This is a genomic window from Delftia sp. WSY_16, assembly GCF_043104415.1.
Lineage (GTDB): Bacteria > Pseudomonadota > Gammaproteobacteria > Burkholderiales > Burkholderiaceae_C > Comamonas > Comamonas tsuruhatensis.
The window spans coordinates 374,070-399,374 of sequence record NZ_JBICKS010000037.1; the positions used below are offsets into that span (position 1 = coordinate 374,070).

The window sequence follows — 25,305 nt, forward strand, 5'->3', positions numbered from 1 at the left end:
ATTCCGGCAGGGTGCGCCGGGGCTTTGGCAATCGCTTACCCTGGGCGGCCTGTCTCCGGCACCTGCCTGTCCTGCCCATGTCTTGTTCGCCTTCTCCATTCTCTTCCTTGCCTGCCGCTGACCGCTTCCATGTCCGCGCACTGACCGCCGCCGACCTGCCCGGTCTGCTGGACATCCAGCGGGCCTGCTATGGCGAGGACTATGCCGAGAGCGGCGAGGTCTTTGCGCGGCGCCTGGCCGGCACGGCCCATTGCTCGCTGGCACTGGAGCAGGACGGCCGTGTGCGCGCCTATCTCGCGGCCTACCGCAGCCTCATGGCCAAGATCACGCCGCTGCACGGTGACTTCGAGGCCGTCGAGCAGGCCGACACCCTGTACCTGCACGACATGGCCGTGCACCCCGAGGCCGCAGGCCAGGGCCTGGCCCGTGCGCTGCTGGCGCCGCTGTGGGAGCGGGCGCGCGCCGAGGGCCTGCGCCACACGGCCCTGGTGTCGGTGCAGGGCTCGCGCGGCTACTGGGAGCGCCATGGCTATGCCGTGCAGGCGTTGACCGATCCGCTGCAGCAGCAGCGCCTGGTGAGCTACGGCGACGGTGCGCTGTACATGGCCCGGCCGCTGTAGGGCGGCGCTACGGGGCGCTACAGGGTGCCGTGTCGCGTGGTGGTCTGCAAGGCGCGGTGATGGGGTTTTTGGCCGGGGACGGGCCGGCCGCCTCTGGTCATAATGCGCGCCATGCCCGATCGCTGGAAACCCAATGTCACTGTGGCGGCCATCATTGAGCGCGATGGCCGTTTTCTGCTGGTGGAAGAAGACACGGCCGATGGCGTGCGCTACAACACCCCCGCCGGCCATCTCGACCCTGCCGAGTCGCCCATCACCGCCTGTGTGCGCGAGGTCGATGAGGAGACGGCGCACGACTTCGTGCCCACGGCCCTGGTCGGCGTCTACCTGAACCGCTTCGTGCGCACGCGCACCGGCTCCGACATCACCTATCTGCGCTTTGCCTTCACGGGCGAGCTGGGTGACTTCCGGGCCGGCCAGCCGCTGGACGACGGCATCATCCGCACGGTCTGGATGACGCTGGACGAACTCAAGGCCTGCACCGCCCAGCACCGCAGTCCGCTGGTGATGCAAAGCATAGAGGACTACCTGGCCGGCCGCCGCTACCCGCTGGAGCTGATCCACACCGATCCCAGCGTGCTGCAGGCTCCGCAGCCCCACTGAGTCACCAAGGCACCGAGCACCATGCCGGCCCTGTCTGTCACACAACGCCACGCTCCCGCGTCTTGATGGCATGCAGACCTCCTCCGCCACCGACGATCCCCTGGCCCTGTTCGAGCGCCACCGCCCGCGCCTGTTCGGCCTGGCCTACCGCATGCTCGGCCAGCGCGCCGATGCCGAGGACCTGGTCCAGGAGGCCTGGCTGCGCTGGCATGGCGCCGAGCGCGCCGGCATAGAGCAGCCCGAGGCCTGGCTGGTCTCCGTGACCACGCGCCTGGCCATAGACCGGCTGCGCCGCCTGCGCGCCGAGCGCGAGCACTACCAGGGCTTCTGGCTGCCCGAGCCCCTGGTCCAGCCCTGGGCCGAGGAGTCCGCACCCTCGGCCGAAGACCTGCTGGAGCGTGCCCACGACGTGTCCACGGCGCTGATGTTCGTGCTCGAGCAGCTCACGCCCGACGAGCGCGCCGCCTTTTTGCTGCGCGAGGTCTTCGATGCCGACTATGCCGAGGTGGCCCAGGCCCTGGGCCGCAGCGAGGCCGCCTGCCGCCAGCTAGTGCACCGCGCCCGCAGCCATGTGCAGGCCGGCCGCCCGCGCTTTGCGGCGCCGCCCGAGGCCCATGCCGCGCTGCTGCAGCGCTTTGCGCAGGCCGTGCAGGGTGGGGACTTTGCGCAGATCCAGGCGCTGTTCGCGCCCGATGCCGAACTCATCAGCGACGGCGGCGGCAAGGTGCCCTCGTTCGGCCGCGTGCTGGAGACCGGCCGGCGCCTGGCCCTGCTGTACTTCGCCACCACGCGCCGCATGCGGCGCAACGGCCAGCGCCAGACCCTGCACCTGGCGCGCGTCAACGGCTTGCCGGGCCTGCTGCGCTGCATCGACGGCGAGCTGGAATCCGTGCAGACGCTGCTGGTCGAAGACGGCCTGATCCGCCGCATCTACACGCTGCGCAATCCCGACAAGCTGTCCGGCGTGCCAGTGCCGCCGCAGGCGCTGCCGTAGTCAGACGAGTTGCAGGTCGCGGGGCGTCGCGCCTTCGAAGACACGCTGCAGCTGGGCGGGACTCAATCCATACATGCGCCGGAACAGGCCGCCCAGCACGGCGCGGTACTCGTTGAGCACGGGATGGTCGCGGTTCTGGAACAGGTTTTTCTGGTTGACCTCGACCTGCTCTCCCACGATGCGACCGCCCGCGCGCGCGGACAGCCCGCCGCCCAGCAGCCAGTAGGTCGTGCCGTGGCCGTGGTCCGTGCCCTTGTTGCCGTTCTCGCGGAAGGTGCGGCCGAATTCGCTGATCACCACCACCACCGTATGGCGCCAGGCCTCGGGACCTATCTCCTGGGCAAAACCGGCCAGGCCCCGGCCCAGCTCGTCCAGCCGTCCGGCCAGCGCGCCTGTGGCGCCGCCCTGGGCCACATGCGTGTCCCAGCCGCCTACATCGACGAAGCCCAGGTCGAAGCGATCGCGCATCAGGGCCGCCATGCGCTGCGCCACCAGCGCAAAGCCCCGCGCGCTGATGGCGTCGCGCCCGGCCTGGTCCATCTCTTCCTGCACGCTGCGCTGCACCGCATCGCGCACGGCAAAGCCCTCCTGCACGGCCGTGCCCAGGGCAGTGCCTGCGTACATGGCGGCAATGGCCTGGCTGCGTCTATCGTCCAGCCCGCCCTTGCCCACGGACGCCAGGGCCATGTTGGCGGACGGCAGGCCGCCACGCAGCAGCAGTGGCAACTGGGGCGTGAACGACATGGGCGACACCGGGCCCCGCCCGTCCTGCCCCAGCACCTGGGCCAGCCGGTTCAGAAAGCCCGACTGGTAGCTGCGGCGCCCGTCCAGGCCCTGGCCCAGTTCGATGGAGTCCTGTGTCTCGAAATGGCTGCGCGACAGGTCGTGCGTGCCTGCAAAGGGCACGAAGCAGGCCTGGCCGGCCTGGAACAGCGGATGGATGCTGTCCTCCAGCATCGGATGCAGGCCCCAGCGGCCATCCAGCGCCAGCGCGCCACCGGCCTCGCCGGAACGGGGGATGGCAATGCTGGGACGGGCCTCGTAGTAGAAGTCGCTGTGCGTGGGCACCAGCAGACTGTTGCAGTCATAGGCACCGCGCAGAAACACCAGCAGCAGGCGCGGCGTGGCTGGCTGGAGGGCGGCCGCCTGCAGCCGGCCCAGGTGGGCGGCAAAGGGCAGGGCCGATGCCATGGTCAGGAAGTGGCGTCGCTGCATGGAAAGTCTCCGGGGTTCAGCGGAACATCATCTCGGGTGCGGACAGGAAGTAGGTATTCCAGTCCGCCGGATTGCGGGCCTGGGCCAGTGCCGCCTGCGTGGCCTGGCTCCACTGGGGCAGGCGCTGGCGCACGCTGGCCCGTTCCGACAGCATGGGGTAGGGCGGCTTCTCCAGCGCCTCCTTGGGGTCGGCGCGAAACAGCACGGCGCTGCGCGTGGCGATCTGGCGCGCCACCTCGAAGCGTGCCGCCATCTGGCCCGAACTGGCCCAGTCGGACTGCATCTGCGGGTAGCCGTCCGGCGTCTCATGCGCGTAGAGGTTCTGGCCCAGCCGGTTGATCCAGCCCAGCACGGGCGCCACGTCGGCCGCCACGCGCTGGTCCACCGACAGCCGCGTGGCGGCCAGCACGTAGTGCAGCGGATCGCGGAACTTGCGGCCAAAGCGCGCGGCCTCCGGATCGGTCAGCAGCGCCGCCACGGTGGCTGCGATGTCGCCCCGGCTGCGCGTGAAGGCCTGTGCCGTGCGCTGCACCAGGGCCGGCGGCGGATCGTCGGCAATGAAGAACACCGCCAGCTTGTGCGCGATGAACTGCGCCGTGGCCGGCGCGGCGACGATGCGGTCCAGCGCCTCCTGGACCTCGGCCATGCCGCGCGCGTGCAGGGGCTGGCCCAGGAAGGTCTTGGCTCCGTAGTCGTGCCGGTTGGGATTGAACTCGAAGAATCCCGAGCGCAGGTAGTCGCCCTGGCGCCCGGCGCGCATGCGCGGCGGCGGCGTGCCGGCCGGCTGCAGATTGATGCCCACGCCTGTCAGGATGCGCGCCATCTCCTGCACGTCGGCCTGGGTGTAGCCGCTGCCCACGCCCATGGTGTGCAGCTCCAGCAGCTCGCGCGCGTAGTTTTCGTTGATGCGGCCCGCCGCATTGCTGGCGTTGTCCAGGTAGCGCAGCATGGCCGGGTGGCGCAGCGAGGCCTCCAGCAGGCTGCGGAAACTGCCCAGCGCATGCGGGCGTATGGCCTGCTCCTCGTAGTCGCCCACCCAGGCGCGGATATCGGCCTTGCGCAGGCTGACGCTGAAATGGTTCATCCAGAACCAGGTCATCTGCTCTTGCAGCTGTGCCGGCGAGTACAGCGCGCGGATCACGAAGCGCTTCTGGGCATCGCTGCCCAGCTGGTTCAGCGTGCGCTGGTAGGCCTGCTGCCGCGCGGCCTTTTCATCGGCCGATGCGGCGTCCTGAACGGCCTTGCGCTGGTCGCCCAGCTCCAGCAGCACCTGGTCCATGGGGCGCTGGCTGATGCCCAGCCCATCAATGCGCTGCTGCGCCTGCGCAGGCAGCGGCTGAGGCACCGGCTGCAGTTGCCGTGCCAGCCAGGCCTTGAGGCCCAGGCGCTGCAGCTGCGCATCCTCGCTGTCGGTGGCGCCCCAGGTGACGCGGTCCAGCCATTGCTGGCGCTGCGCGGCGGTGAGCGGTGCCTCGGCCACTCCCTGCAGCGCGGCCGCTGCGGACGACGGCGGGGCCTGCAAGGGCGCACAGCCTGTGGCCAGGACGATGGCGGAGAAAGTGAGAGCGATGGCGAACGGCGAAGTGCGGCGCATGGTGTCTCGGTGGGTAGGGGGCATCCATTGGACGCCAGCATCCTCCACCCATGTGCTTCGCCCTGTAAAGCGCCGGTAGCAAAAAGTAAAAGGCAAAAAAAAGCGGAGTGTGAAGCACTCCGCTTTTTCTGAGGGACCCTGCCTTATTTGCTGGGCCGGCTCGCGCATTCAGCGCACTGTCCGTACAGGGCCATCGAATGGTCCTGGATCACCCAGCCCTTGGCCTTGGCGATCAGGTTCTGGCGCTTTTCGATATCGGGATCGTAGAACTCCTCGACCTTGCCGCAGCTGGTGCAGACAAAGTGGTCGTGGTGCTGGCCTTCATTGAGCTCGTAGACGGCCTTGCCGCTCTCGAAATTGCTGCGGATGAGGATGCCTGCCTGCTCGAACTGCGTGAGCACGCGGTAGACCGTGGCCAGGCCGATGTCCGAACGCTCGTCCAGCAGCACGCGGAACACGTCTTCGGCCGTCATGTGGCGTTGCGCACCCGTCTGGAAGATCTCCAGGATCTTCAGGCGGGGCAGCGTGGCCTTCAGGCCGGTACTCTTGAGTTCGTCGATGTTCTTCATGTCTGGGTCTTTGGCAGAGACTGCCCGCTGGGCTGCCACCACGGCAGGTGCGGGACGGCGAACAAAATGGCCCTGGTGCCAGGGGCGTCGCATGATCGCAAGCCCCGGGGACCAGCCGCTACAATGATCCACGATCATATCCCTATGCTGATACCAATGCATGTTCAAGCCCGTTGCCGCGCCAGTGCGGCCCTGATGCTGTTGATCGGGGTGGCGCTGGCAGGCTGCAGCAGCCTCGATGGCGCCGCGCACCGAGTCGCCAATGTCGTCACTCCCTACAAGGTCGAGGTCGTCCAAGGCAACTTCGTCTCCCGCGAACAGGTCGAGGCCCTGCAGCCCGGCATGAGCCGCCAGCAGGTGCGTGACATCCTCGGCACGCCGCTGGTCACCAGCGTATTCCACGCCGACCGCTGGGAATATGTGTTCACCATCAAGCGTCCCGGCGTCGATTCCCAGGTGCGCAAGCTGACCGTCTTCTTCAACGGCGACCTGTTCGCGCGCTCCGAAGGCGACGAGATGCCCACCGAGGCCGAATTCGTCGCCAGCCTGGGCTCCAAGAAGAAGCTGGGCAAGATTCCTCAGCTGGAAGCCAGCGAGGAGCAACTGTCCAAGTTCCCCGCTGCCAAGCCGGTCGAAGAGCCTGTGGCCGCCGAGCCGCCGCCCGCGGCGGCCAGCTATCCGCCACTGGAGCCCGGCGCCCGCTGATATCGCCGCCCGCGCGCCGCAAGGCATGCGGGCGTTTTTCCGTGGATGGCGGCTGCCGCGGTGCCTGCCGTGCGCCCGGGCAGTCCACTTTCCACGCATTGAGCCTTTGCATCTCTTTCCCGACATGAACGCCACGACCGCCACTTCCTCCAGCAACAACCAGCGCCTGCGCGTGGCCGTGGCCGGCGCCTCCGGCCGCATGGGCCGCATGCTGATCGAGGCCATCGCGCAAAGCGATGACCTTGCGCTGACCGCCGCGCTGGACCGTCCCGACAGCCCTGCGCTGGGCACCGATCCCTCGGCCTTCCTGGGCCTGGCCAGCGGCATCGTCATCGAAAGCGATGTGCGCGCCGCGCTGTCCAAGGCCGACTGCCTGATCGACTTCACGCGCCCCGAGGGCACGTTGGAGCATCTGGCCATCTGCGCCGAACTGGGCGTCAGGCTGGTCATCGGCACCACGGGCTTCAGCGACGAGCAAAAGGCCCGCATCGCCGAGTACGCCCAGCGCACGGCCGTGGTGCTGTCGCCCAACATGAGCGTGGGCGTGAACGTGACCTTCAAGCTGCTGGAGATGGCGGCCAAGGCCCTGTCCAGCGGCTACGACATCGAGATCGTCGAGGCCCACCACCGCCACAAGGTGGATGCGCCTTCGGGCACCGCCCTCAAGATGGGCGAGGTCATCGCCGAAGCCCAGGGCACGAAGCTGGCCGACCGCGCCGTCTACGAGCGCTTCGGCCACACCGGTGCGCGCGAGGACAACACCATCGGCTTTGCCACCGTGCGCGGTGGCGACATCATCGGCGACCACACGGTGCTGTTTGCGGGCACGGGCGAGCGCATCGAGATCTCGCACAAGTCCAGCAGCCGTGCCGGCTATGCCCAGGGCAGCCTGCGTGCCGCGCGCTTCCTGGCGGGCAAGACCAGCGGCCAGTACGACATGTACGCCGTATTGGGCCTGTGACGAGGCTCGCAGCACGGGCAAGGTAAGACCATGAGCGGTCCACTCTGGCTCTGGTGGCAGCAAGGCGATGCCGTCGCGCGCGGCACGGCGCTGCTGCTGCTGGCGCTGTCGGTGGCCAGCTGGGTGGTCATCGTCTGGAAGGTCTGGTTCATGGCCGCCAGCCGGCGCCGCGTTCCCCAGGCCATTGCGGCCTTCTGGAGCGCGCCGGACCTGGCCTCGGGCCAGGCCCGCATGGGCGAGGGGGATCGCCAGCAACTGGTGGCACCCATGGCCGAGGCCGTGACACAGGCGCTGGCACCCATGGGCAGCGGCCTGGCGCTTGCGGGACGCGCGGCGCATTCCGTCCGCCTGACGCGGGGGCTTCGCCAGGCGCTGCAATCGGCCAGCCACCAGCTGCAATGGGGCCAGACCCTGTTGGCCACGGTGGGCGCCACGGCGCCCTTTGTCGGCCTGCTGGGCACCGTCTGGGGCATTCACCACGCGCTGGCCACGCTGGCGGGCAGCGGGCAGATCGGCATCGAACAACTGGCCGGCCCGGTGGGCGAGGCCCTGGTGATGACGGCGGCCGGACTGGCCGTGGCCCTGCCGGCCGTGCTGGCCTACAACCTGCTGGGCCGGGCTGCGGCCCAGATGGAGGCCCTGCTGGAAGGCTTTGCCCATGACCTGCAGGCCATGTTCGGCACCCAGCCGGCCGAGCAGGCGCCGCACGATGACGGCATGGCCGTCGCCGGCCTGCCTGCCGGCCCCATGGAAGCGCCCTGACGGGGCGGCTCGCCAGGAGCGCACATGGCCTTTGGACGACTGAGCGGCAAGGAAAGCTCCTCCCAGCCCATGCACGCCATCAACGTCACCCCGCTGGTGGATGTGATGCTGGTGCTCGTCGTCATCTTCATCCTCGCGGCACCCATGCTGGCCGCCTCGCTGCGCGTGCAATTGCCCCAGGCCCAGGGCACCCAGCCCATGGCCGCCGCGGGCGAGGACGATGCGCTGCTGCTGGAGGTCGATGCGAAGGGCGCGCTCTGGATGCAGGGCCAGCCCGCCACGGCGGATGCGCTGCGTGAGCGCCTCGCTCAGCTCGGCGCGCGCAACCCCCAGGCAGAACTGCAACTGCGTGCCGACCAGGCCGTGCCCTATGGCCGCGTGGCCGAACTCATGGGCTGGGCCCACGCGGCAGGGCTGACGCGCATAGGCTTCGTGGCCGAGCCGGCGCGAAACCAGGATGGAAAACCCGCAGCCGTCCTGGGTCCCACCGGCGCCGGGCGCTGAAGCGATCAGGCGCTCAAGCGCTCAAGCGCTCAAGCGCCGCCGGGCCTGCGCCCGCGAACCTAGTCCTGTCCTTCGGGCCAGCGCTCGTTGCCCGCCAGCCGCAGATGCTGGCCATGGTCCGAGGAGCGCTGGTACAGACTGAGCCCGAACAGCGGCAGCATGCCGATCAGGTGATCGAAGATCGCGCCCTGTATGGCCTCGTACTCCACCCAGACCGTGGTGCTGGTGTAGCAAAACAGCTCCAGCGGCACCCCCATGGGAGAAGGCTCCATGGTGCGCACCAGCAGGAACATGTTCGGTGTCTTGTGGATGTGCGGATGGCGCAGCAGGTAGGCGTATGCATAGGCCTTGAACGCGGCCAGATTGCTCAGATGCTGCGCTGCCATCTCGCTGCCCGCCGGCGCATCGGCCATGCGCAGGCCGCCATCACTGCTCCAATAGTCCTTGAGGGGCTCGAGCAATGACAATTTCTGCCGCTGCTCTGCCGTCAGCAGGCGGATGGTGTGGGCGTCTATGTGCAGCGAGCGGCGGATGCGGCGCCCGCCCGACTCGAACATGCCGCGCCAGTTCTTGTAGCTGTCGCTCATCAGCCGCCAGGTCGGAATGGTGGTGATGGTCTTGTCCCAGTTCTGCACCTTGACCGTGTGCAGCGCGATGTCGATCACGAAGCCGTCGGCGCCGACCTGGGGCATCTCGATCCAGTCGCCCACGCGCAGCATGTCGTTGGAGCCCAGCTGCACGCCGGCCACGAAGGACATGATGGTGTCCTTGAAGATCAGCATCAGCACGGCCGAGGCCGCGCCCAGGCCGGACAGCAGCAGCAGCGGCGAGCGGTCCACCAGGGTGGCGACGATGAGCACGATGGCGATCAGGAACACCAGCAGCTTGCCCAGCTGCACATAGCTCTTGATCGAGTGCGCCTGCGTGGCCTTGCGCTCTTCCTTGAGGTCGTGCGCCTCGTTCATGGCATTGAGCAGGGCGCTGATCACGCGGGCCACGTGGTAGATGGTGCAGGCGATGGCCAGATTCAGGATCAGGGTGGCCCACTGCGGCTGCAGCTGCGGTATGGCCTGCACGCCGGACTGCATGACCAGCGAAGGCACGGCCTTGGCCAGCCGCTGCAGCACGCTGTCGTGCAGCAGCACCTGGGCCCACTCCATCTCCACCAGCGTGCTGCGCATGCGTGGCAGCACGCGCAACAGCAGCCATTGCACGACAAAACCCGCGGAGCGGGCCAGCAGCACCAGCGCGCACAGCGCAGCCAGGGCCTGCATGACGGGATCCCAGCCGGAAATCAAAGACCAGTTCAGCAAGAGAAAACTCCAGGGCGCGGAAAAACCTGCCGCGCGATGGCGGCATGCCCGGGATGTCCGTATCCGTTCCTGCGCAAGTCCGGGCTGGCGATGGCGGAACGTCTGCGGCGCACTGCCACAGAGGGTGCCAAGCATACGCAGCGCGGCTTTTCCCCGCGCGGCGGCCGGGCAACCGGGTGCCGATGGCGCAGTACCGCCTGCGGGCTTGTGGGCTGCTTGCGGCACCGGCGGGCCGGGGCCCTAAAATCGTCGGTTGATTCCGGCCATCCGGCTCGTCCGGCCACCTTGTCCGGCCCTTGGGGCCGCAGCACCATGCAAGAGAAATACAACCACATCGACGTTGAGCGCGCAGCGCAAGACCACTGGTCCGCCCGCGACGCCTACCGCGTGACCGAAGACCAGGCCAAGCCCAAGTTCTACGCCTGCTCCATGCTGCCCTACCCCAGCGGCAAGCTGCACATGGGCCATGTGCGCAACTACACCATCAACGACATGCTGGCGCGCCAGCTGCGCATGAAGGGCTACAACGTCCTCATGCCCATGGGCTGGGATGCCTTCGGCCTGCCGGCCGAGAACGCGGCGCTCAAGAACAAGGTGCCGCCTGCGCAGTGGACCTACGACAACATCGCCTACATGAAAAAGCAGATGCAGGCGATGGGTCTGGCCATCGACTGGAGCCGCGAAGTGGCCACCTGCGATCCCGACTACTACAAGTGGAACCAGTGGCTGTTCCTGCAGATGCTGGAAAAGGGCATTGCCTACCGCAAGACCCAGGTCGTGAACTGGGACCCGGTGGACCAGACCGTGCTGGCCAACGAGCAGGTCATCGACGGCCGCGGCTGGCGCACGGGCGCGCCGGTCGAAAAGCGCGAAATCCCCGGCTACTACCTGAAGATCACCGACTACGCCCAGGAGCTGCTGGACCATGTCCAGGTGGGCGGCGACAAGGCCACGCTGACCGGCTGGCCTGAAAAAGTGCGCCTGATGCAGGAAAACTGGATCGGCAAGAGCGCGGGCGTGCGCTTCGCCTTCACCCACGACATCCGTGGCACCGACGGCCAGCCCATCCAGGACGGGCGCCTGTATGTGTTCACCACGCGCGCCGACACCATCATGGGCGTGACCTTCTGCGCCGTGGCGCCCGAGCACCCGCTGGCCCAGCATGCCGCGGCATCGCAGCCCAAGCTCGCGGCCTTCATCGAAGAATGCAAGAAGGGCGGTACCACCGAGGCCGAACTCGCGCTCAAGGAAAAGGAAGGCCTGCCCACGGGCCTGTTCGTCACCCATCCGCTGACGGGTGCCCAGGTCGAGGTCTGGGTCGGCAACTACGTGCTCATGAGCTACGGCGACGGCGCCGTCATGGGCGTGCCCGCGCATGACGAGCGCGACTTCGCCTTTGCGAAGAAGTACGGCATCGCCATCCGCCAGGTCATCGCGGTCGAGGGCGAGACCTTCAGCACCGAGGCATGGGCCGACTGGTACGGCGACAAGCAGCGCGCTGTCTGCATCGAATCCGGCGAACTCGACGGCCTGCCCCATGGGGCTGCCGTGGACAAGGTGGCCGAACTGCTGGCCGCCAAGGGCCTTGGCGAGAAGAAAACCACCTGGCGCCTGCGCGACTGGGGCGTGAGCCGCCAGCGCTACTGGGGCACGCCGATTCCCATCATCCACTGCGAGGACTGCGGCGCCCAGCCCGTGCCTGCCAAGGACCTGCCCGTGGTCCTGCCCCAGGACCTGGTGCCCGATGGCTCGGGCAACCCCCTGGTCAAGAGCGAAGCCTTCCACGCCGGCGTGGTCTGCCCCTGCTGCGGCAAAAGCGCGCGCCGCGAGACCGACACCATGGACACCTTCGTGGACTCGTCCTGGTACTTCATGCGCTATTGCGACGCCAGGAACAGCGAGCAGATGGTGGGCAAGGGCACGGACTACTGGATGCGGGACCAGCATGCCGCCACCGGCGGCAGCGGCATGGACCAGTACATCGGCGGCATCGAGCACGCCATCCTGCACCTGCTGTACGCGCGCTTCTGGACCAAGGTCATGCGCGACCTGGGCCTGGTCAAGGTCGATGAGCCCTTCACCAAGCTGCTGACCCAGGGCATGGTGCTCAACCACATCTACAGCCGCCGCACGGCCAAGGGTGCCAAGGAGTACTTCTGGCCCAAGGATGTCGAGCATGTGTTCGACGAGACCGGCAAGATCGTGGGCGCCAGGCTCAAGGCCGAGGTGGACAGCGCCGACGGCCTGCTGCCCGTGGGCACGGACATCGACTACGAGGGCGTGGGCACCATGTCCAAGTCCAAGAACAACGGCATCGATCCGCAGGAGCTGATCGAGAAGTACGGCGCCGACACCGCGCGCCTGTACACCATGTTCACCGCGCCGCCCGAGCTGACGCTGGAGTGGAACGATGCCGCCGTCGAAGGCAGCTACCGCTTCCTGCGCCGCGTCTACAACTTCGGCGCCAAACTGTCGCAGATGGACATGGCCGGCGCCGTGCAGAGCGTGGCCGGCGCCAAGTCTCTGGACGACGTGGCATTCGGCAAGGCCGCCAAGGCGCTGCGCCTGGAGATCCACACCGTGCTCAAGCAGGTGGAGTACGACTACCAGCGCATGCAGTACAACACCGTGGTCTCGGGCGCCATGAAGATGATCAACGCGCTGGAGGACTTCAAGTCCCACGACGACGCGGGCGCCCAGGTGGCGCTGATCGAAGGCTTCGGCATCCTGCTGCGCGTGCTCTACCCGGCAACGCCCCACCTGGCCCATGTGCTGTGGAGCGAACTGGGCTACGCCGCCCACCTGGGCGATGTGCTGGACGCGCCCTGGCCCCAGGTCGATCCCCTGGCCCTGGTGCAGGACGAGATCTCTCTGGTGCTGCAGGTCAATGGCAAGCTGCGCGGGGCCATCCTCGTGTCCTCGACGGCCGACAAGGCCGAGATCGAGCGCATTGCCCTGGCCAACGAGGAATGCCAGAAGTTCACCAATGGCGCGGCGCCCAAGAAGGTGATCGTGGTGCCGGGCCGCCTGGTCAACGTCGTGGTCTAGGCCATGGCATGCCCCCTGAGGCGCTGCGCGCCTTCCCCCTCTCGCTTCGCGGGGGGGACGACACCCTCGCTGCGGGGCGGCCCTTGCTCGGTGTCCCTCGCTTTGGGCGCGACCGTTGCAAGGGCTGTGAGTGGCGCAAGCGCCTTGGAGAACTGATATGCAAAAACGTACCCTGCTCACCGCCCTGGCCCTGGCTCCGCTGCTGGGGGCCTGCGGCTTTCGCCTGCGGGGGGTGCCGACCTTCGTGTTCCGCTCGCTCTACATCCAGGCGGGCCGGGGCTCTCCGGTGGCGCGGGAGCTGTCGCGCAACCTGGCCAGTGCCAGCGACAAGCTGACCGTGCTGCGCGATCCGGCATCGCCCGACGATGCGGATGCGATCTTCCAGATCATCAGCGAGCGGCAGGAGCGGGTCATCGTCGGCATGAACGCGCTGGGCCAGGTGCGCGAGCTGCAGCTGCGCCTGCGCGTGCGCTTCAAGCTGCGCACGCCCAATGGAGACGAGCCGATCCCCGAGACCGAGATCCTGCAGCAGCGCGACGTGACGTACAACGAAACCAATGCGCTGTCCAAGGAGGCCGAGGAGGCCATGCTCTACAAGGACATGCGTACCGACATCGTCCAGCAGTTGCTGCGCCGCCTGTCGGCCGTCAAGAGCCTGACCTGAGCCCCATGCAGCTTGCCCTGAACCAGCTCGGCGGCCATCTGGCCAAGGGATTGCGCTCGCTCTACGTGCTGCACGGCGACGAGCCGCTGCAGCAGCAGGAGGCTGCCGACGCCATCCGTGCCGCCGCGCGCGCCGCGGGCTACACCGAGCGCAGCAGCTACACCGTGGCCGGCGCCCATTTCGACTGGAGCGCCGTGCTGGCGGCCGGTGGCTCGCTGTCGCTGTTTGCCGATCGGCAGATCATCGAGATCCGCATTCCCTCGGGCAAGCCCGGCAAGGACGGCGGCGCCGCGCTGCAGCAGATCGCCGAGGCGGCGCGCGGCAATGACAGCACGCTCACCCTGGTCATGCTGCCGCGCCTGGACAAGGCCACCAGGACCGGCGCCTGGTTCAGCGCGCTGGAAGCCCAGGGCATGACGCTGCAGATCGATCCCATAGAGCGCGGCCAGCTGCCGGCCTGGATTGCCCAGCGCCTGGCAGCCCAGGGCCAGCGCGTGGCACCCGGCGAGGAAGGCCAGCGCACGCTGCAGTTCTTTGCCGACCGCGTCGAGGGCAACCTGCTGGCCGCACACCAGGAGATCCAGAAACTGGCCCTGCTGCACCCCGCCGGCGAGCTGAGCCAGGCGCAGGTGGAGCAGGCAGTGCTCAATGTGGCGCGCTACGACGTGTTCAAGCTGTCCGAGGCCGTGCTGTCCGGCCAGTTGGCGCGCGTCTCGCGCATGCTCGACGGCCTGCAGGCCGAGGGCACGGCCGAGGTGCTGGTGCATTGGACCCTGGCCGAGGACATCCGCTCCATCTGCCGCGTCAAGGACGCCATGGCCGCAGGTCAGCCCCTGCCCATGGCCCTGCGCGCCCAGCGCGTCTGGGGCGTCAAGGAGCGTTTGTTCGAGCGCCTGCTGCCGCGCATCACCGACGCCCAGGCCGCGCGCCTGCTGCAATCGGCCCACGCGGTGGACGGCATCGTCAAGGGCCTGGCCTTCGAGGGCTGGCCCCGCGACGGCTGGCAGGCCCTGCGCCGCCTGGCCATGGACCTGGCCCAGGCCGGCGCCAAGGGCTGACGTACCGTTCCTAGCTCGTCTTTTCCAGCTGCGCCTGGGCCTTGGTGGCCCAGGTCTCGAGGTTGTCCAGCAGGTCCTTCTGGCTGAAGGAGCAGCTTTCCTCGCTGAACAGCGCGCTGGATTCCAATCGGTCCAGCAGATTGAGCAGCACTTCGCCGTAGCGCGGCGGCAGGGCCTGCAGCAACTCCGAGGAAGCCCTGGCCTGCTGCCCGAGCACGGCGGCCGGCAGCTGCTGCTGTGCCAGTTGGGCGAAGCCCGCGCGCAACTGTGCGAGCTGCTGGGCGGCGAGAAGAGTGTCGTGGCTGGTGGACATGGCGGGAAAACCTCTGCGTACTGGGCAGCAGTGTAGGGTGGCCGCGACATCCTGCCGGCCGCCGGAACGCGGGGTTTGCCCTCTGGTGGCCGTGCGAGGACGCATCCCAGCCGCATCCCAGCCGCATGTTGGCGCGGGGCATGCCCGCTCTCGGTGCGCAAATGGGCGCAACTCGGCGAGAATCTCGGAATGAACGCGCTCAATATCGTCGAATACACCCACAACCTGGGCGTTCAGGCCAAAGTGGCCTCCGCCCAGATGGCCCGAGCCTCGGCTGCCGTCAAAAGCCGCGCCCTGCTGGCGCTGGCGCGCCTGCTGCGGGAGAACGTGGAGCCGTTGCAGACCGACAACGCCCGTGACCTCGACCGCGCCGTGGCCAACGGCCTGTCCGCTCCCATGGTGGACCGCCTGCGCCTGACGCCCAAGGTGCTGGAAACCTGTGCCCAGGGATGTGAGCAGCTGGCCTCCATGGCCGATGTGATCGGCGAGATCATCGGCATGAAGCAAATGCCCAGCGGCATCCGCGTAGGCCAGATGCGTGTGCCGATCGGCGTGTTCGGCATGATCTACGAAAGCCGCCCCAACGTGACCATCGAGGCGGCCAGCCTCAGCATCAAGAGCGGCAACGCCTGCATCCTGCGCGGCGGCTCCGAGGCCATCGACTCCAACAAGGCGCTGGCTGCCCTCGTCGCCAGGGCGCTGGCCGAAGCCGGCCTGCCCGAGCACGGCGTGCAGCTGGTGCAGACCACGGACCGCGAGGCCGTGGGCCAGCTCATCGCCATGCCCGACTACGTGGACGTCATCATCCCGCGCGGCGGCAAGGGCCTGATCGAGCGCATCAGCCGCGAGGCCAAGGTGCCCGTCATCAAGCACCTGGACGGCAATTGCCACACCTATGTCGATGATCCCTGCGACATCGCCATGGCCGTCAAGGTGGCCGACAACGCCAAGACCAACAAGTACAGCCCCTGCAATGCCAGTGAAAGCCTGCTGGTGGCGCGCGGCGTGGCCGCCGAGTTCCTGCCGCAGATCGGCGCCATCTACGCCGCCAAGGGGGTCGAGATGCGCGGCTGCCCCGAATCGCTGGCCATCCTGAAGTCCGTGGCCGGTGCCCAACTGGCCGAGGCCACCGAGCAGGACTGGAGCGAGGAATACCTGGCGCCCATCATCAGCGTCAAGATCGTGTCCGGTGTGGACGAGGCCATCGCCCACATCAACCGCTACTCCAGCCACCACACGGACGCCATCCTGACGCGCGACCATATGCACGCCCAGCGCTTTCTGCGCGAAGTGGACTCGGCCAGCGTCATGGTCAACGCCAGCACGCGCTTTGCCGACGGCTTCGAGTACGGCCTGGGCGCGGAAATCGGCATCAGCACCGACAAGTTCCATGCGCGCGGTCCTGTGGGCATCGAAGGTCTGACCTCGCTCAAATACGTGGTGCTGGGTGAAGGCGAAGTCCGCACCTGACCGAGCCGTGCTGCGCGCCGGAATGCCCCGCGCCGGCACCGCAGCACTGCAATGAATCCATGAAAATCATCATTCTTGGCGCCGGCCGTGTGGGCTACAGCGTGGCAGAAAGCCTGGTGTCCGAACGCAACGACATCACGGTGATCGACACCGACGCACGGCGCCTGCGCGAGCTGGAGTCGCGCTTCGACCTGCGTGGCGTCGTGGGCAGCGGCATCGATCCCCATGTGCTGGCCGAGGCCGGTGCCAAGGACACGGACCTGCTGATCGCCTGCGCCGCGCTCGACGAAACCAACCTTGTGTGCTGCAAGCTGGCCCAGGTCCTGTTCGAGATTCCCACACGCATCGCGCGCGTGCGCTCCTCGGGCTTTGGCGAGGACGAGGCGCTGCTGGGCAAGGAAGGCTTTGGCGTCGACCGCATCATCTGCCCCGAGGAATCGCTGACCAACTACATCAGCAAGCTCATCGAGTTTCCCGAAGCCATGCAGGTGCGTGCCTTCGCGGGCGGGCGGGCCGCACTGGCCTCGGTGCGCGCGCGCGATGGCGCCCCCGCCGTCGGCAAGCGCATCGGCGAGCTGCGCGACTGCATGCCCGAGCTGGCCATGCGCATCGTGGCCATCTACCGGCGTTTCCTGGACGAGCCCGACCGCTTCGTCCGCTGCGACGGCAACACGCGCATCGAGCCCGGCGACGAGGTCTTCATCCTGGCCGCACGCGAGCATGTGGCCGAGGTGCTGCGTGCCATCCACCAGCCTGCCGGCCGGCCTTCGCGCCCGGTCTACCGCATCATGGTCGCCGGCGGTGACCAGGTCAGCCAGCGCCTGGCGCTGCAGCTGTCGCGCGTGCCGGGCCGCTTCCACATCAAGATCATCGAGCCCGACGAGCAGCGCTGCCAGGACCTGGCCTCGCTGCTGCCGGCCGAGGTGCTGGTGCTGCACGGCGATGCCACCGACGAGGACCTGCTGGCCGATGAAAGCGTGGAGGACGTGGACCTGTTCCTGGCCCTGACCGACGACGATGAGAACAACATCATGGCCAGCCTGCTGGGCAAACGCATGGGCGCGCGGCGCGTGCTGTCGCTGATCACGCGGCGTGCCTACGCCGACCTGATGCACGGCACGCAGATCGACATTGCGCTGTCGCCGGCCCAGGCCATGCTTGGCGAACTGCTGGCCTATGTGCGCCGCGGCGACGTGCAGGCCGTGCACAGCCTGCGCCGGGGCGTGGCCGAGGCGCTGGAGATCGTGGCGCGCGGCGACCGCAAAAGCTCGCGCGTGGTCGGCCGCAAGGTCGAGGACCTGCGCGTGCCCGAGGATGCCCACATCGGCCTCATCGTGCGCGGCATACCCGAAGGCGTGCCGGCCGACGAAATTGCGGCCGGTGCCGAGCCCGAGGTCATCATCCCGCGCAGCACCACCGTGATCGAGAGCGGCGACCACGTGATCTTCTTCCTGCCCCACAAGCGGCTGGTACGGGACGTGGAGAACCTGTTTCGCGTCAGCGCCACCTTCTTCTGAGCCGACACCATGCGCGACCTGTTACCCGTCCTGCGCGTGCTTGGCATGCTCATGGTCATGTTTGCGCTGTCCATGCTGCTGCCCTTTGCAGTGTCCTGGTTCACTGACGACGGCATCTGGCGCATCTACCCCTGGGCTATCGGCATCACGGCGGCGGCGGGGCTGTCGCTGTGGATAGGCCTGGACCACTTCCGGCGCGAGCTGCAGCCGCGCCACGGCGTCATCCTCGTCACCCTGGTCTGGGTGGTTTTGCCGCTGTGCGCCATGCTCCCTCTGGTGCTGGGCATGGGCCATGTGGGGCTGAGCATCAGCTTCACCCATGCCTATTTCGAGGCCGTCTCGGGCCTGACGACCACCGGCGCCACCGTGCTCACGGGGCTGGATGCGCTGCCCGTGTCCATCAATGTCTGGCGCACCTTCCTGCAATGGTTGGGCGGCATGGGCATCCTGATCCTGGCCGTGGCCATCCTGCCCCTGCTGGGCGTGGGGGGCGCCCAACTGTTCCGTGCCGAAGCCGCTGGCCCCATCAAGGACACCAAGCTGACGCCGCGCGTGACCGAGACCGCCAAGGGCCTGTGGGGCGTGTACGGCGTGTTCTCGCTGGCCTGTCTGCTGGCCTTCTGGGCGGCAGGCATGTCGCCGCTGGATGCGCTGATGCACATGTTCGCCACCGTCAGCCTTGGTGGCCTGTCCTCGCATGACACCAGCTTTGCGTATTTCGACTCGCCGTTGATCGAACTGACCGCCCTGGTCTTCATGCTGCTGGCCAGCTGCAACTTCGCGCTGTACTTCGTGGCCATGCGCAAGGGCCGCTGGGACGGCTTCTGGCGCGATCCGGAAATGCGCGCCACGCTGGCCGTGCTGCTGGGGGGCGGGCTGATCGTGGCGCTGCTGCTATGGGCCAAGGGCGTGTACGGGCCCGTGGAGGCCCTGCGCTACGGTCTCTTCCATGTGGTCTCGGTGGCCACGACGACCGGCTTCACCACGGTGGACTACCTGACCTGGCCCGTCTTTGCGCCCGTGCTCATGCTGCTGATGTCGGGTGTGGCCACCAGTGCGGGCTCCACGGGCGGCGGCATCAAGATGGTGCGCATGCTCATCCTGCTCAAGCAGGCGCGGCGTGAACTCACGCGGCTCGCGCATCCGCGCGCCTTGCAGCCCGTGCGGCTGGGCACCGGCGTGGTGGACAACCGCATGATCTTCTCGGTGCTGGCCTTCATGCTGGTCTATGGCGCCACCGTGATCACACTCAGCATGGTGCTGCTGCTCACCGACCTGGACCCGGTGACCGCCTTCTCCGCCGTGCTGGCCAGCGTGCACTGCATGGGGCCGGGCCTGGGCGCGGTGGGCCCGTCCTCCAACTATGCTGTGCTCACCGAATTCCAGACCTGGGTCTGCACCCTGGCCATGCTGCTGGGGCGCCTGGAAATCCTCAGCTTCATGGCCTTGCTTTCGCCGGCTTTCTGGCGCCGCTGACGCTGCAAAGACTGGGGAAAACACCTAGACCATGGTCCAATATCTACAATTGCCCCCCACCGTCGTACCCAGAGGGTCTTTATGGTTCCACATCTCATCACGGCCCTGACCGGCCCGATCAACGAGCTTGAGCAGCGCATCCTCGACTCCATGCCGGCGATCGAGCGCTGGTTCCGGCTCGAATGGATGGAACACACGCCGCCTTTCTATTGCTCGGTGGACATCCGCAACGCCGGTTTCAAGCTCGCACCCGTGGACACCAACCTCTTTCCCGGGGGCTGGAACAACCTGACCGACGAAATGCTGCCGCTGGCCGTACAGGCGGCCATGGCGGCGATCGAGAAGATCTGCCCCGAAGCGCGCAATCTGCTCATCATTCCCGAGAACCACACGCGCAACACGCACTACCTGGCCAACGTGGTGCAGCTCAAGCGCATCTTCAACATGGCCGGTCTGAACGTGCGCATCGGCTCCATCAGCCCCGATGTGAAGAAGACCACCACCGTCACCCTGCCGCATGGCGACACGGTGACGCTGGAGCCGGTGATCCGCAGCAAGCGCCGCATCGGTCTCAAGGATTTCGATCCCTGCACCATCTTGCTCAACAACGACCTGTCGTCCGGCGTCCCGGGCATCGTCGAGGAGCTGTACGAGCAATACCTGCTGCCCCCCCTGCATGCAGGCTGGAGCGTGCGCCGCAAGAGCCGCCATTTCCAGAGCTATGAGGAAGTGGCCAAGCGCTTCGGCAAGCTGCTGGGCATCGATCCCTGGCTGATCAACCCGCTGTTCGGGCGCAGCGAAGGCATCGACTTCGCCAATGGCGTGGGCATGGAAGGCCTGGCCGAACAGGTCGATGTGCTGTTGGCCAAGGTGCGTCGCAAGTACAAGGAGTACGGCATCAAGGAAAAGCCGTTTGCCATCGTCAAGGCCGACAACGGCACCTATGGCATGGGCGTGATGACCGTGCGCGATGCCAAGGAGCTGGCCGAGCTGCCGCGCAAGAGCCGCAACAAGATGGGCATGATCAAGGACGGCCAGACCGTGCACGACGTGATCATCCAGGAAGGCGTGCTCACCCAGGAGCGCATGAACAACGCCGTGGCCGAGCCCGTGGTCTACATGATGGACCGCTACGTGGTCGGCGGCTTCTACCGCATGCATCCCGAACGCGATGTGGACGAAAACCTCAACGCGCCCGGAGCCGGCTTCGTGCCGCTGGCCTTCCAGCACAGCACCCAGCTGCCCCAGATCGGCGCGCGCCCGGGTGCCAGCATGCCCAACCGCTTCTACATGTATGGCGTGGTGGCCCGGGTCGCCATGCTGGCGGCCAGCTATGAGCTGGAGGCGACCAACCCCAACGCGGAAATCTACGACTGATCGGGGTGCTGTCCGATGCGCTCGTCATCAGGACAGCGGACAATGCCGGCATTTCAATTGACTGAAGCCATCTCCCCACGGGATGGCGCATAGACCTGTGCAGAAAACCAAATCTTCGTTGGCCGCGCTCACCCTGGGCGCCATCGGCGTGGTCTATGGCGATATCGGCACCAGCGTGCTGTATTCGGTCAAGGAGGTCTTCGGCTCCGGCCATGTGCCGTTCACCCAGGAGAACATCTACGGCGTCCTGTCGCTGCTGTTCTGGACCCTGACGGTCATCGTCTCGCTCAAGTACGTGGTCCTGGTGCTGCGTGCCGACAACAACGGCGAAGGCGGCCTGGTCGCCATGCTGGCCCTGGCCTCGCAGACCGTCAAGGACAAGCCCCGCCTGCGCAACGTGCTGCTGCTCATCGGCATCTTCGGCACTTCGCTGTTCTATGGTGATGGCGTGATCACGCCGGCCATCTCCGTGCTCTCGGCCGTCGAAGGCCTGGAAGTGGTCTCTCCGCACTTCACCAAGGCCGTGATCCCGCTCACCCTGGTGATCCTCTTCCTGCTTTTCTGGTTCCAGAAGCACGGCACGGCGGGGATCGGTCGGTTTTTCGGCCCCATCACCCTGGTCTGGTTTGCCACCATCGCAGCGCTGGGCGTGCACCAGATCGCGGGCCATCCCGAAATCCTGGCGGCCATCAGCCCGCACTTCGCGGTGCGCTTCATCTGGGACAACCCCGGCACCAGCTTCATCATCCTGGGCGCCGTCGTGCTGTGCGTGACCGGGGCGGAGGCGCTCTATGCCGACCTGGGCCACTTCGGCAAGAAGCCCATCCGCCTGGCCTGGTTCTCCGTGGCCATGCCTGCCCTCACGCTCAATTACTTCGGCCAGGGTGCGCTGCTGCTGGCCAACCCGGCCGCCGTCAAGAATCCCTTCTACATGATGGCCCCGGCCTGGGCGCTGCTGCCCCTGGTGCTGATGGCCACCATGGCCACGGTCATCGCTTCGCAGGCCCTGATCACGGGCGCCTTCAGCGTCACGCGCCAGGTCATACAGCTGGGCTATCTGCCGCGCCTGGAAGTGCGCCACACCAGCGTGCGCGAGACCGGCCAGATCTACATGCCCCTGGTCAACTGGAGCCTGTTCGTGGCGATTGCGCTGGCCGTGGTGCTGTTCCGCTCCAGCGGCAACCTGGCGGCCGCCTACGGCATTGCGGTCACGCTGGACATGCTGATCACCACCACGCTGACCTTCTTCGTGATCCGCTACCGCTGGAACTACCCGCTGGCCCTGTGCATCGCGGCCACCGGATTCTTTTTCCTGGTGGACCTGGCCTTCTTCTCGTCCAACCTGCTCAAGCTGTTCGACGGCGGCTGGTTCCCGCTGCTGATCGGCGGCACGGTGTTCTCGCTGATGATGACCTGGCGCAAGGGCCGCGAGCTGCTGCACGAAAAGCTGCAGGCCGATGCCATCGACCTCAAGAGCTTCCTCGAATCGGTCTGGCGCCATCCGCCGGCGCGCGTGACGGGCACGGCCGTCTTTCTTTCCGGCGAACCGGGCACCGTACCCAACGCCCTGCTGCACAACCTCAAGCACAACAAGGTGCTGCACAACCAGAACATCTTCGTCACGGTGCGCAACCATGAAATTCCCTGGGTGGGTCTGGACAAGCGCACCGAGATCGAGGCGTTGGGCAGCGACTGCTGGCAGGTCATCATCAACTACGGCTTCAAGAACGAACCGGACGTGCCGGCGGCACTGTCCCTGCTGCGTCCCCGGGGTTGCCAGCTAGACGCCATGGAGACCAGCTACTTCCTGTCGCGCGATGTCATCATCCCGCGCATCAGCCACCGCATGGCGCCCTGGCGCGAAAAGCTGTTTGCCCAGATGCACCGCAACGCCAGCCGTGTCTCCGACTTCCTGCACCTGCCCAGCAACTCCGTGGTGGAGCTGGGCTCCAAGATCGAGCTGTAGGCGTCGCCAGCGCATCGCACGGTCGGCGGCTGTGGTGACAGAATCGCGCGATGCGCTTTTTCCGTGACTTGAGTCCCTCTGCCTTCGCAGCCGGCTTCGTGGCCGTGCTCGTGGGCTTCACCAGCTCGGTGGCCCTGGTCTTTCAGGCCGCCCAGGCCTTCCATGCCACGCCAGAGCAGATCACGTCCTGGATCTGGGCGCTGGGACTGGGCATGGGCCTGTGCTCTCTGCTGCCCTCGCTGATACTGCGCATGCCGGTCATGGTCGCCTGGTCCACGCCAGGCGCAGCCGTCCTTGCCACGGCGGGGCTTGCCGGGGGCTTTTCCATGGGCGAGGCCGTTGGCGCCTTCATCATCAGCGCGGGGCTGATCATCCTGGTGGGAGCCACAGGCTGGTTCGAGCGCGTCATGAACCGCATCCCCATGGAAATCGCTGCCGCCCTCCTGGCGGGCGTACTGGCCAACTTCGGCATGCAGGCCTTTGCCGCCGCCAGGGATGCGCTGCCCCTGGTGCTGGTCATGCTGCTGACCTATCTGCTGTCGCGCCGCCTGGCACCGCGCTATGCGGTCATCGCCACGCTGGTGGCCTCCATCGCCTGGGTGGCGCTCAACGGGCAAATGCAATGGTCCGCCGTGCATGCAGGCCTTGCCTGGCCAGTCTTCACCATGCCGCAGTTCTCGGTGCCCGCCCTGGTGAGCCTGGCCTTGCCCCTGTTCGTCGTCACCATGGCCTCGCAGAACCTGCCCGGCGTGGCCGTCATCCGTGCCACGGGCTACAACCTGCCCATCTCCCGCATCATCAGCATGACGGGCATCGCCACCCTGGTGCTGGCCCCCTTCGGCGGCTACGCGCTCAACCTCAGTGCCATCACCGCTGCCATCTGCATGGGCCCCGAGGCCCATGAGGACAAATCCCGCCGCTACACGGCGGCGGCGATCTGTGGCCTCTTCTATATAGTCATCGGCATCTTCGGCGCCGTGGTCACGGGACTGCTCACCGCCTTCCCCAAGGAACTGGTGGTCTGCATAGCGGGACTGGCCCTGCTGGGCTCCATAGGCAGCGGCCTGGCGACAGCTCTCAAGGGGGAGGAACACAGGGAGGCTGCGTTGATCACCTTTCTGGTGACGCTCAGCGGCGTGGTGATAGCCGGAGTCGGCTCGGCGTTTTGGGGCGTGGTCGCGGGCAGCCTGGCGCTATTTGTGCAACATTACCGACGTGCACGGGCTGACTGATACGCGGCCCAGGCCCGGGCACCCCACTTCCGCCTCCTATACAGGCGAGGCACGGGCCGCCGCCTTCTGCACACAACCCATGCAAATCCTCTTCGTCGCCGATCCGCTCGAATCGTTCCAGACCTACAAGGACACCACCTTCGCCATGATGCGCGAGGCGCAGCGGCGCGGCCACTCCATCGTGGCCTGCGAACCCAGGCAGCTTTCCTGGCAGCGCGGCGGCAAGGTCGTCGCCCAGGTGCGGCACATCCAGCTCACGGGAGATGCCCGGCAGTGGTTTGAAATCTCCAAGGAAGGCCTGGAGGAGCTGGCGGGCTTCGACGCCATCCTCATGCGCAAGGACCCGCCCTTCGATTCCGAATACTTCTACTCCACGCACCTGCTGGAACAGGCCGAGCGCGAAGGCGCAAAGGTCTTCAACAAGCCCAGGGCGTTGCGAGACCATCCGGAAAAGCTGGCCATCCTCGAATTCCCGCAATTCATCGGCCCGACCCTGGTCACGCGCAGCGCGCAGGACATCCGCGCCTTCCATGAAGAGCATCAGGACATCATCCTCAAGCCGCTGGACGGCATGGGCGGCATGGGCATCTTCCGCGTGGGCGCCGACGGCCGCAACCTGGGCAGCATCATCGAAACCCTGAACCAGGGCGGTGCCAGCAGCGTCATGGTGCAGAAATTCCTGCCCGAGATCACCGAGGGCGACAAGCGTGTGCTCGTCATCGGCGGCAAACCTGTTCCCTATTGCCTGGCACGCATTCCCCAGGGCAACGAAGTGCGCGGCAATCTGGCAGCGGGCGGCAAGGGCGTGGCCCAGCCTCTGAGCCAGCACGACAAGGCCATGGCCGAAGAGATCGGTCCCCTCCTCATGGAGCGTGGACTGCTGCTGGCTGGTGTCGATGTCATCGGCCAATGCATCACCGAGATCAATGTGACCAGCCCCACCTGCTTCCAGGAGATCCATGACCAGACCGGCTGCGACGTGGCCAGCCTCTTCGTCGACGCTCTGGAACAGGCCTTGGCGGCGGCTTGAAAAAACTTGGCGGATGACGCCAGTCATCCGCCAAGTTTTGGTGCTAGAATTGCGCCCCTGCACTCGATGACACGCAAATGTCTGAAAAGTGAAGCTTCCAGAGTTTTGCAAGACCGTTAAAAAACGTGCTACAATGCAAGGCTCTGCTGAAGAGAGCGATGCAGATCGCTGGGGTTGAGAAAATCGAAGAAATTTGATTGCAACGACGCTAAAAACTGTGCTAGAATTCAAGGCTTCGCTGATCGCAGCAAGTCAGAAGCAAAGAAGAAATTCTTCGCGTCGATCCTTAAAAATATACAGCCGATAAGCGTGGG

The 25,305-nt window shown here is 66.9% G+C and carries 22 protein-coding genes; 17 read left to right on the forward strand and 5 right to left on the reverse strand.

All coding sequences use genetic code 11. The annotated features are described in order from the left end of the window. Positions 1-77 precede the first annotated feature (77 nt). The 3 genes from ACF8O7_RS19660 to sigJ all read left to right on the forward strand — a co-directional run bounded on the left by ACF8O7_RS19660 (position 78) and on the right by sigJ (position 2,217). Positions 78-620 (forward strand): GNAT family N-acetyltransferase, encoded by a 543-nt coding sequence (locus tag ACF8O7_RS19660; protein ID WP_126312527.1) that lies wholly within the window; start codon positions 78-80, stop codon positions 618-620. Positions 621-722: 102 nt separating this feature from the next. Then, positions 723-1,223, forward strand: coding sequence for an NUDIX hydrolase (locus ACF8O7_RS19665; RefSeq protein ID WP_017407282.1), 501 nt, complete (start codon positions 723-725; stop codon positions 1,221-1,223). Between the two features lie 70 nt (positions 1,224-1,293). Next, positions 1,294-2,217 (forward strand): RNA polymerase sigma factor SigJ, encoded by a 924-nt coding sequence (gene sigJ / locus ACF8O7_RS19670; RefSeq protein WP_016454217.1) that lies wholly within the window; start codon positions 1,294-1,296, stop codon positions 2,215-2,217. On the opposite strand, the gene ACF8O7_RS19675 is transcribed toward sigJ, so the two are convergent. From ACF8O7_RS19675 to fur, 3 genes are all read right to left on the reverse strand, one after another. Beyond that, the gene (locus tag ACF8O7_RS19675) at positions 2,218-3,432 is read right to left on the reverse strand and encodes a DUF1501 domain-containing protein (RefSeq protein ID WP_046987749.1); all 1,215 of its coding nucleotides are present in this window, start codon (positions 3,430-3,432) and stop codon (positions 2,218-2,220) included. Between the two features lie 16 nt (positions 3,433-3,448). Then, positions 3,449-5,026 carry a DUF1800 domain-containing protein gene (locus ACF8O7_RS19680; RefSeq protein WP_126312526.1) on the reverse strand — a complete coding sequence of 526 codons (1,578 nt, stop codon included), beginning with the start codon at positions 5,024-5,026 and terminating at the stop codon, positions 3,449-3,451. 143 nt (positions 5,027-5,169) lie between these two features. Beyond that, a complete protein-coding gene (gene fur, locus ACF8O7_RS19685) occupies positions 5,170-5,595 on the reverse strand; it encodes a ferric iron uptake transcriptional regulator (RefSeq protein WP_013804774.1) in 426 nt (141 codons plus the stop codon). A 156-nt stretch (positions 5,596-5,751) separates the two neighbouring features. Here fur and ACF8O7_RS19690 point away from each other — a divergent pair, with 156 nt between their 5' ends. The 4 genes from ACF8O7_RS19690 (at position 5,752) to ACF8O7_RS19705 (ending at position 8,527) form a co-directional block, all read left to right on the forward strand. After that, entirely contained in the window at positions 5,752-6,300 is a 549-nt protein-coding gene (locus tag ACF8O7_RS19690) for an outer membrane protein assembly factor BamE (RefSeq protein ID WP_016447212.1), read from the forward strand. 124 nt (positions 6,301-6,424) lie between these two features. Continuing rightward, complete coding sequence (gene dapB, locus ACF8O7_RS19695; RefSeq protein WP_017407286.1) at positions 6,425-7,261, forward strand: 4-hydroxy-tetrahydrodipicolinate reductase; 837 nt, start codon at positions 6,425-6,427, stop codon at positions 7,259-7,261. A gap of 30 nt (positions 7,262-7,291) precedes the next feature. Further along, positions 7,292-8,023 carry a MotA/TolQ/ExbB proton channel family protein gene (locus ACF8O7_RS19700; RefSeq protein WP_016447210.1) on the forward strand — a complete coding sequence of 244 codons (732 nt, stop codon included), beginning with the start codon at positions 7,292-7,294 and terminating at the stop codon, positions 8,021-8,023. Positions 8,024-8,047: 24 nt separating this feature from the next. Continuing rightward, positions 8,048-8,527, forward strand: coding sequence for a biopolymer transporter ExbD (locus tag ACF8O7_RS19705; protein WP_016447209.1), 480 nt, complete (start codon positions 8,048-8,050; stop codon positions 8,525-8,527). Between the two features lie 59 nt (positions 8,528-8,586). Here ACF8O7_RS19705 and ACF8O7_RS19710 read toward each other — a convergent pair whose 3' ends face one another. Beyond that, positions 8,587-9,801 carry a mechanosensitive ion channel family protein gene (locus ACF8O7_RS19710; RefSeq protein WP_016447208.1) on the reverse strand — a complete coding sequence of 405 codons (1,215 nt, stop codon included), beginning with the start codon at positions 9,799-9,801 and terminating at the stop codon, positions 8,587-8,589. 351 nt (positions 9,802-10,152) lie between these two features. Between ACF8O7_RS19710 and leuS the strand changes: the two genes are divergently transcribed. From leuS to holA, 3 genes are all read left to right on the forward strand, one after another. After that, on the forward strand, positions 10,153-12,888 hold the full coding sequence (gene leuS, locus ACF8O7_RS19715) for a leucine--tRNA ligase (RefSeq protein ID WP_392444054.1): 2,736 nt from the start codon (positions 10,153-10,155) through the stop codon (positions 12,886-12,888). 157 nt (positions 12,889-13,045) lie between these two features. Further along, entirely contained in the window at positions 13,046-13,552 is a 507-nt protein-coding gene (gene lptE, locus ACF8O7_RS19720) for an LPS assembly lipoprotein LptE (RefSeq protein WP_016447206.1), read from the forward strand. A 5-nt stretch (positions 13,553-13,557) separates the two neighbouring features. Then, on the forward strand, positions 13,558-14,610 hold the full coding sequence (gene holA, locus ACF8O7_RS19725) for a DNA polymerase III subunit delta (RefSeq protein ID WP_016447205.1): 1,053 nt from the start codon (positions 13,558-13,560) through the stop codon (positions 14,608-14,610). A 10-nt stretch (positions 14,611-14,620) separates the two neighbouring features. On the opposite strand, the gene ACF8O7_RS19730 is transcribed toward holA, so the two are convergent. Next, the gene (locus ACF8O7_RS19730) at positions 14,621-14,923 is read right to left on the reverse strand and encodes a hypothetical protein (RefSeq protein WP_016447204.1); all 303 of its coding nucleotides are present in this window, start codon (positions 14,921-14,923) and stop codon (positions 14,621-14,623) included. Positions 14,924-15,112: 189 nt separating this feature from the next. Here ACF8O7_RS19730 and ACF8O7_RS19735 point away from each other — a divergent pair, with 189 nt between their 5' ends. The 7 genes from ACF8O7_RS19735 (at position 15,113) to gshB (ending at position 24,991) form a co-directional block, all read left to right on the forward strand. Beyond that, the gene (locus tag ACF8O7_RS19735) at positions 15,113-16,393 is read left to right on the forward strand and encodes a glutamate-5-semialdehyde dehydrogenase (RefSeq protein ID WP_126312525.1); all 1,281 of its coding nucleotides are present in this window, start codon (positions 15,113-15,115) and stop codon (positions 16,391-16,393) included. A 59-nt stretch (positions 16,394-16,452) separates the two neighbouring features. Continuing rightward, on the forward strand, positions 16,453-17,910 hold the full coding sequence (trkA, locus tag ACF8O7_RS19740) for a Trk system potassium transporter TrkA (RefSeq protein ID WP_016447202.1): 1,458 nt from the start codon (positions 16,453-16,455) through the stop codon (positions 17,908-17,910). Between the two features lie 9 nt (positions 17,911-17,919). After that, on the forward strand, positions 17,920-19,386 hold the full coding sequence (locus ACF8O7_RS19745; protein ID WP_016447201.1) for a TrkH family potassium uptake protein: 1,467 nt from the start codon (positions 17,920-17,922) through the stop codon (positions 19,384-19,386). Positions 19,387-19,467: 81 nt separating this feature from the next. Next, a complete protein-coding gene (gshA, locus tag ACF8O7_RS19750; RefSeq protein WP_012207794.1) occupies positions 19,468-20,763 on the forward strand; it encodes a glutamate--cysteine ligase in 1,296 nt (431 codons plus the stop codon). A gap of 97 nt (positions 20,764-20,860) precedes the next feature. Continuing rightward, positions 20,861-22,729, forward strand: coding sequence for a potassium transporter Kup (locus ACF8O7_RS19755; RefSeq protein WP_026062036.1), 1,869 nt, complete (start codon positions 20,861-20,863; stop codon positions 22,727-22,729). Positions 22,730-22,779: 50 nt separating this feature from the next. Continuing rightward, positions 22,780-23,961 (forward strand): benzoate/H(+) symporter BenE family transporter, encoded by a 1,182-nt coding sequence (locus tag ACF8O7_RS19760; protein ID WP_034365490.1) that lies wholly within the window; start codon positions 22,780-22,782, stop codon positions 23,959-23,961. Between the two features lie 79 nt (positions 23,962-24,040). Beyond that, positions 24,041-24,991: a glutathione synthase gene (gene gshB / locus ACF8O7_RS19765; RefSeq protein WP_016454229.1), complete on the forward strand. Its 951-nt coding sequence runs from the start codon at positions 24,041-24,043 to the stop codon at positions 24,989-24,991. Positions 24,992-25,305: the final 314 nt, after the last annotated feature.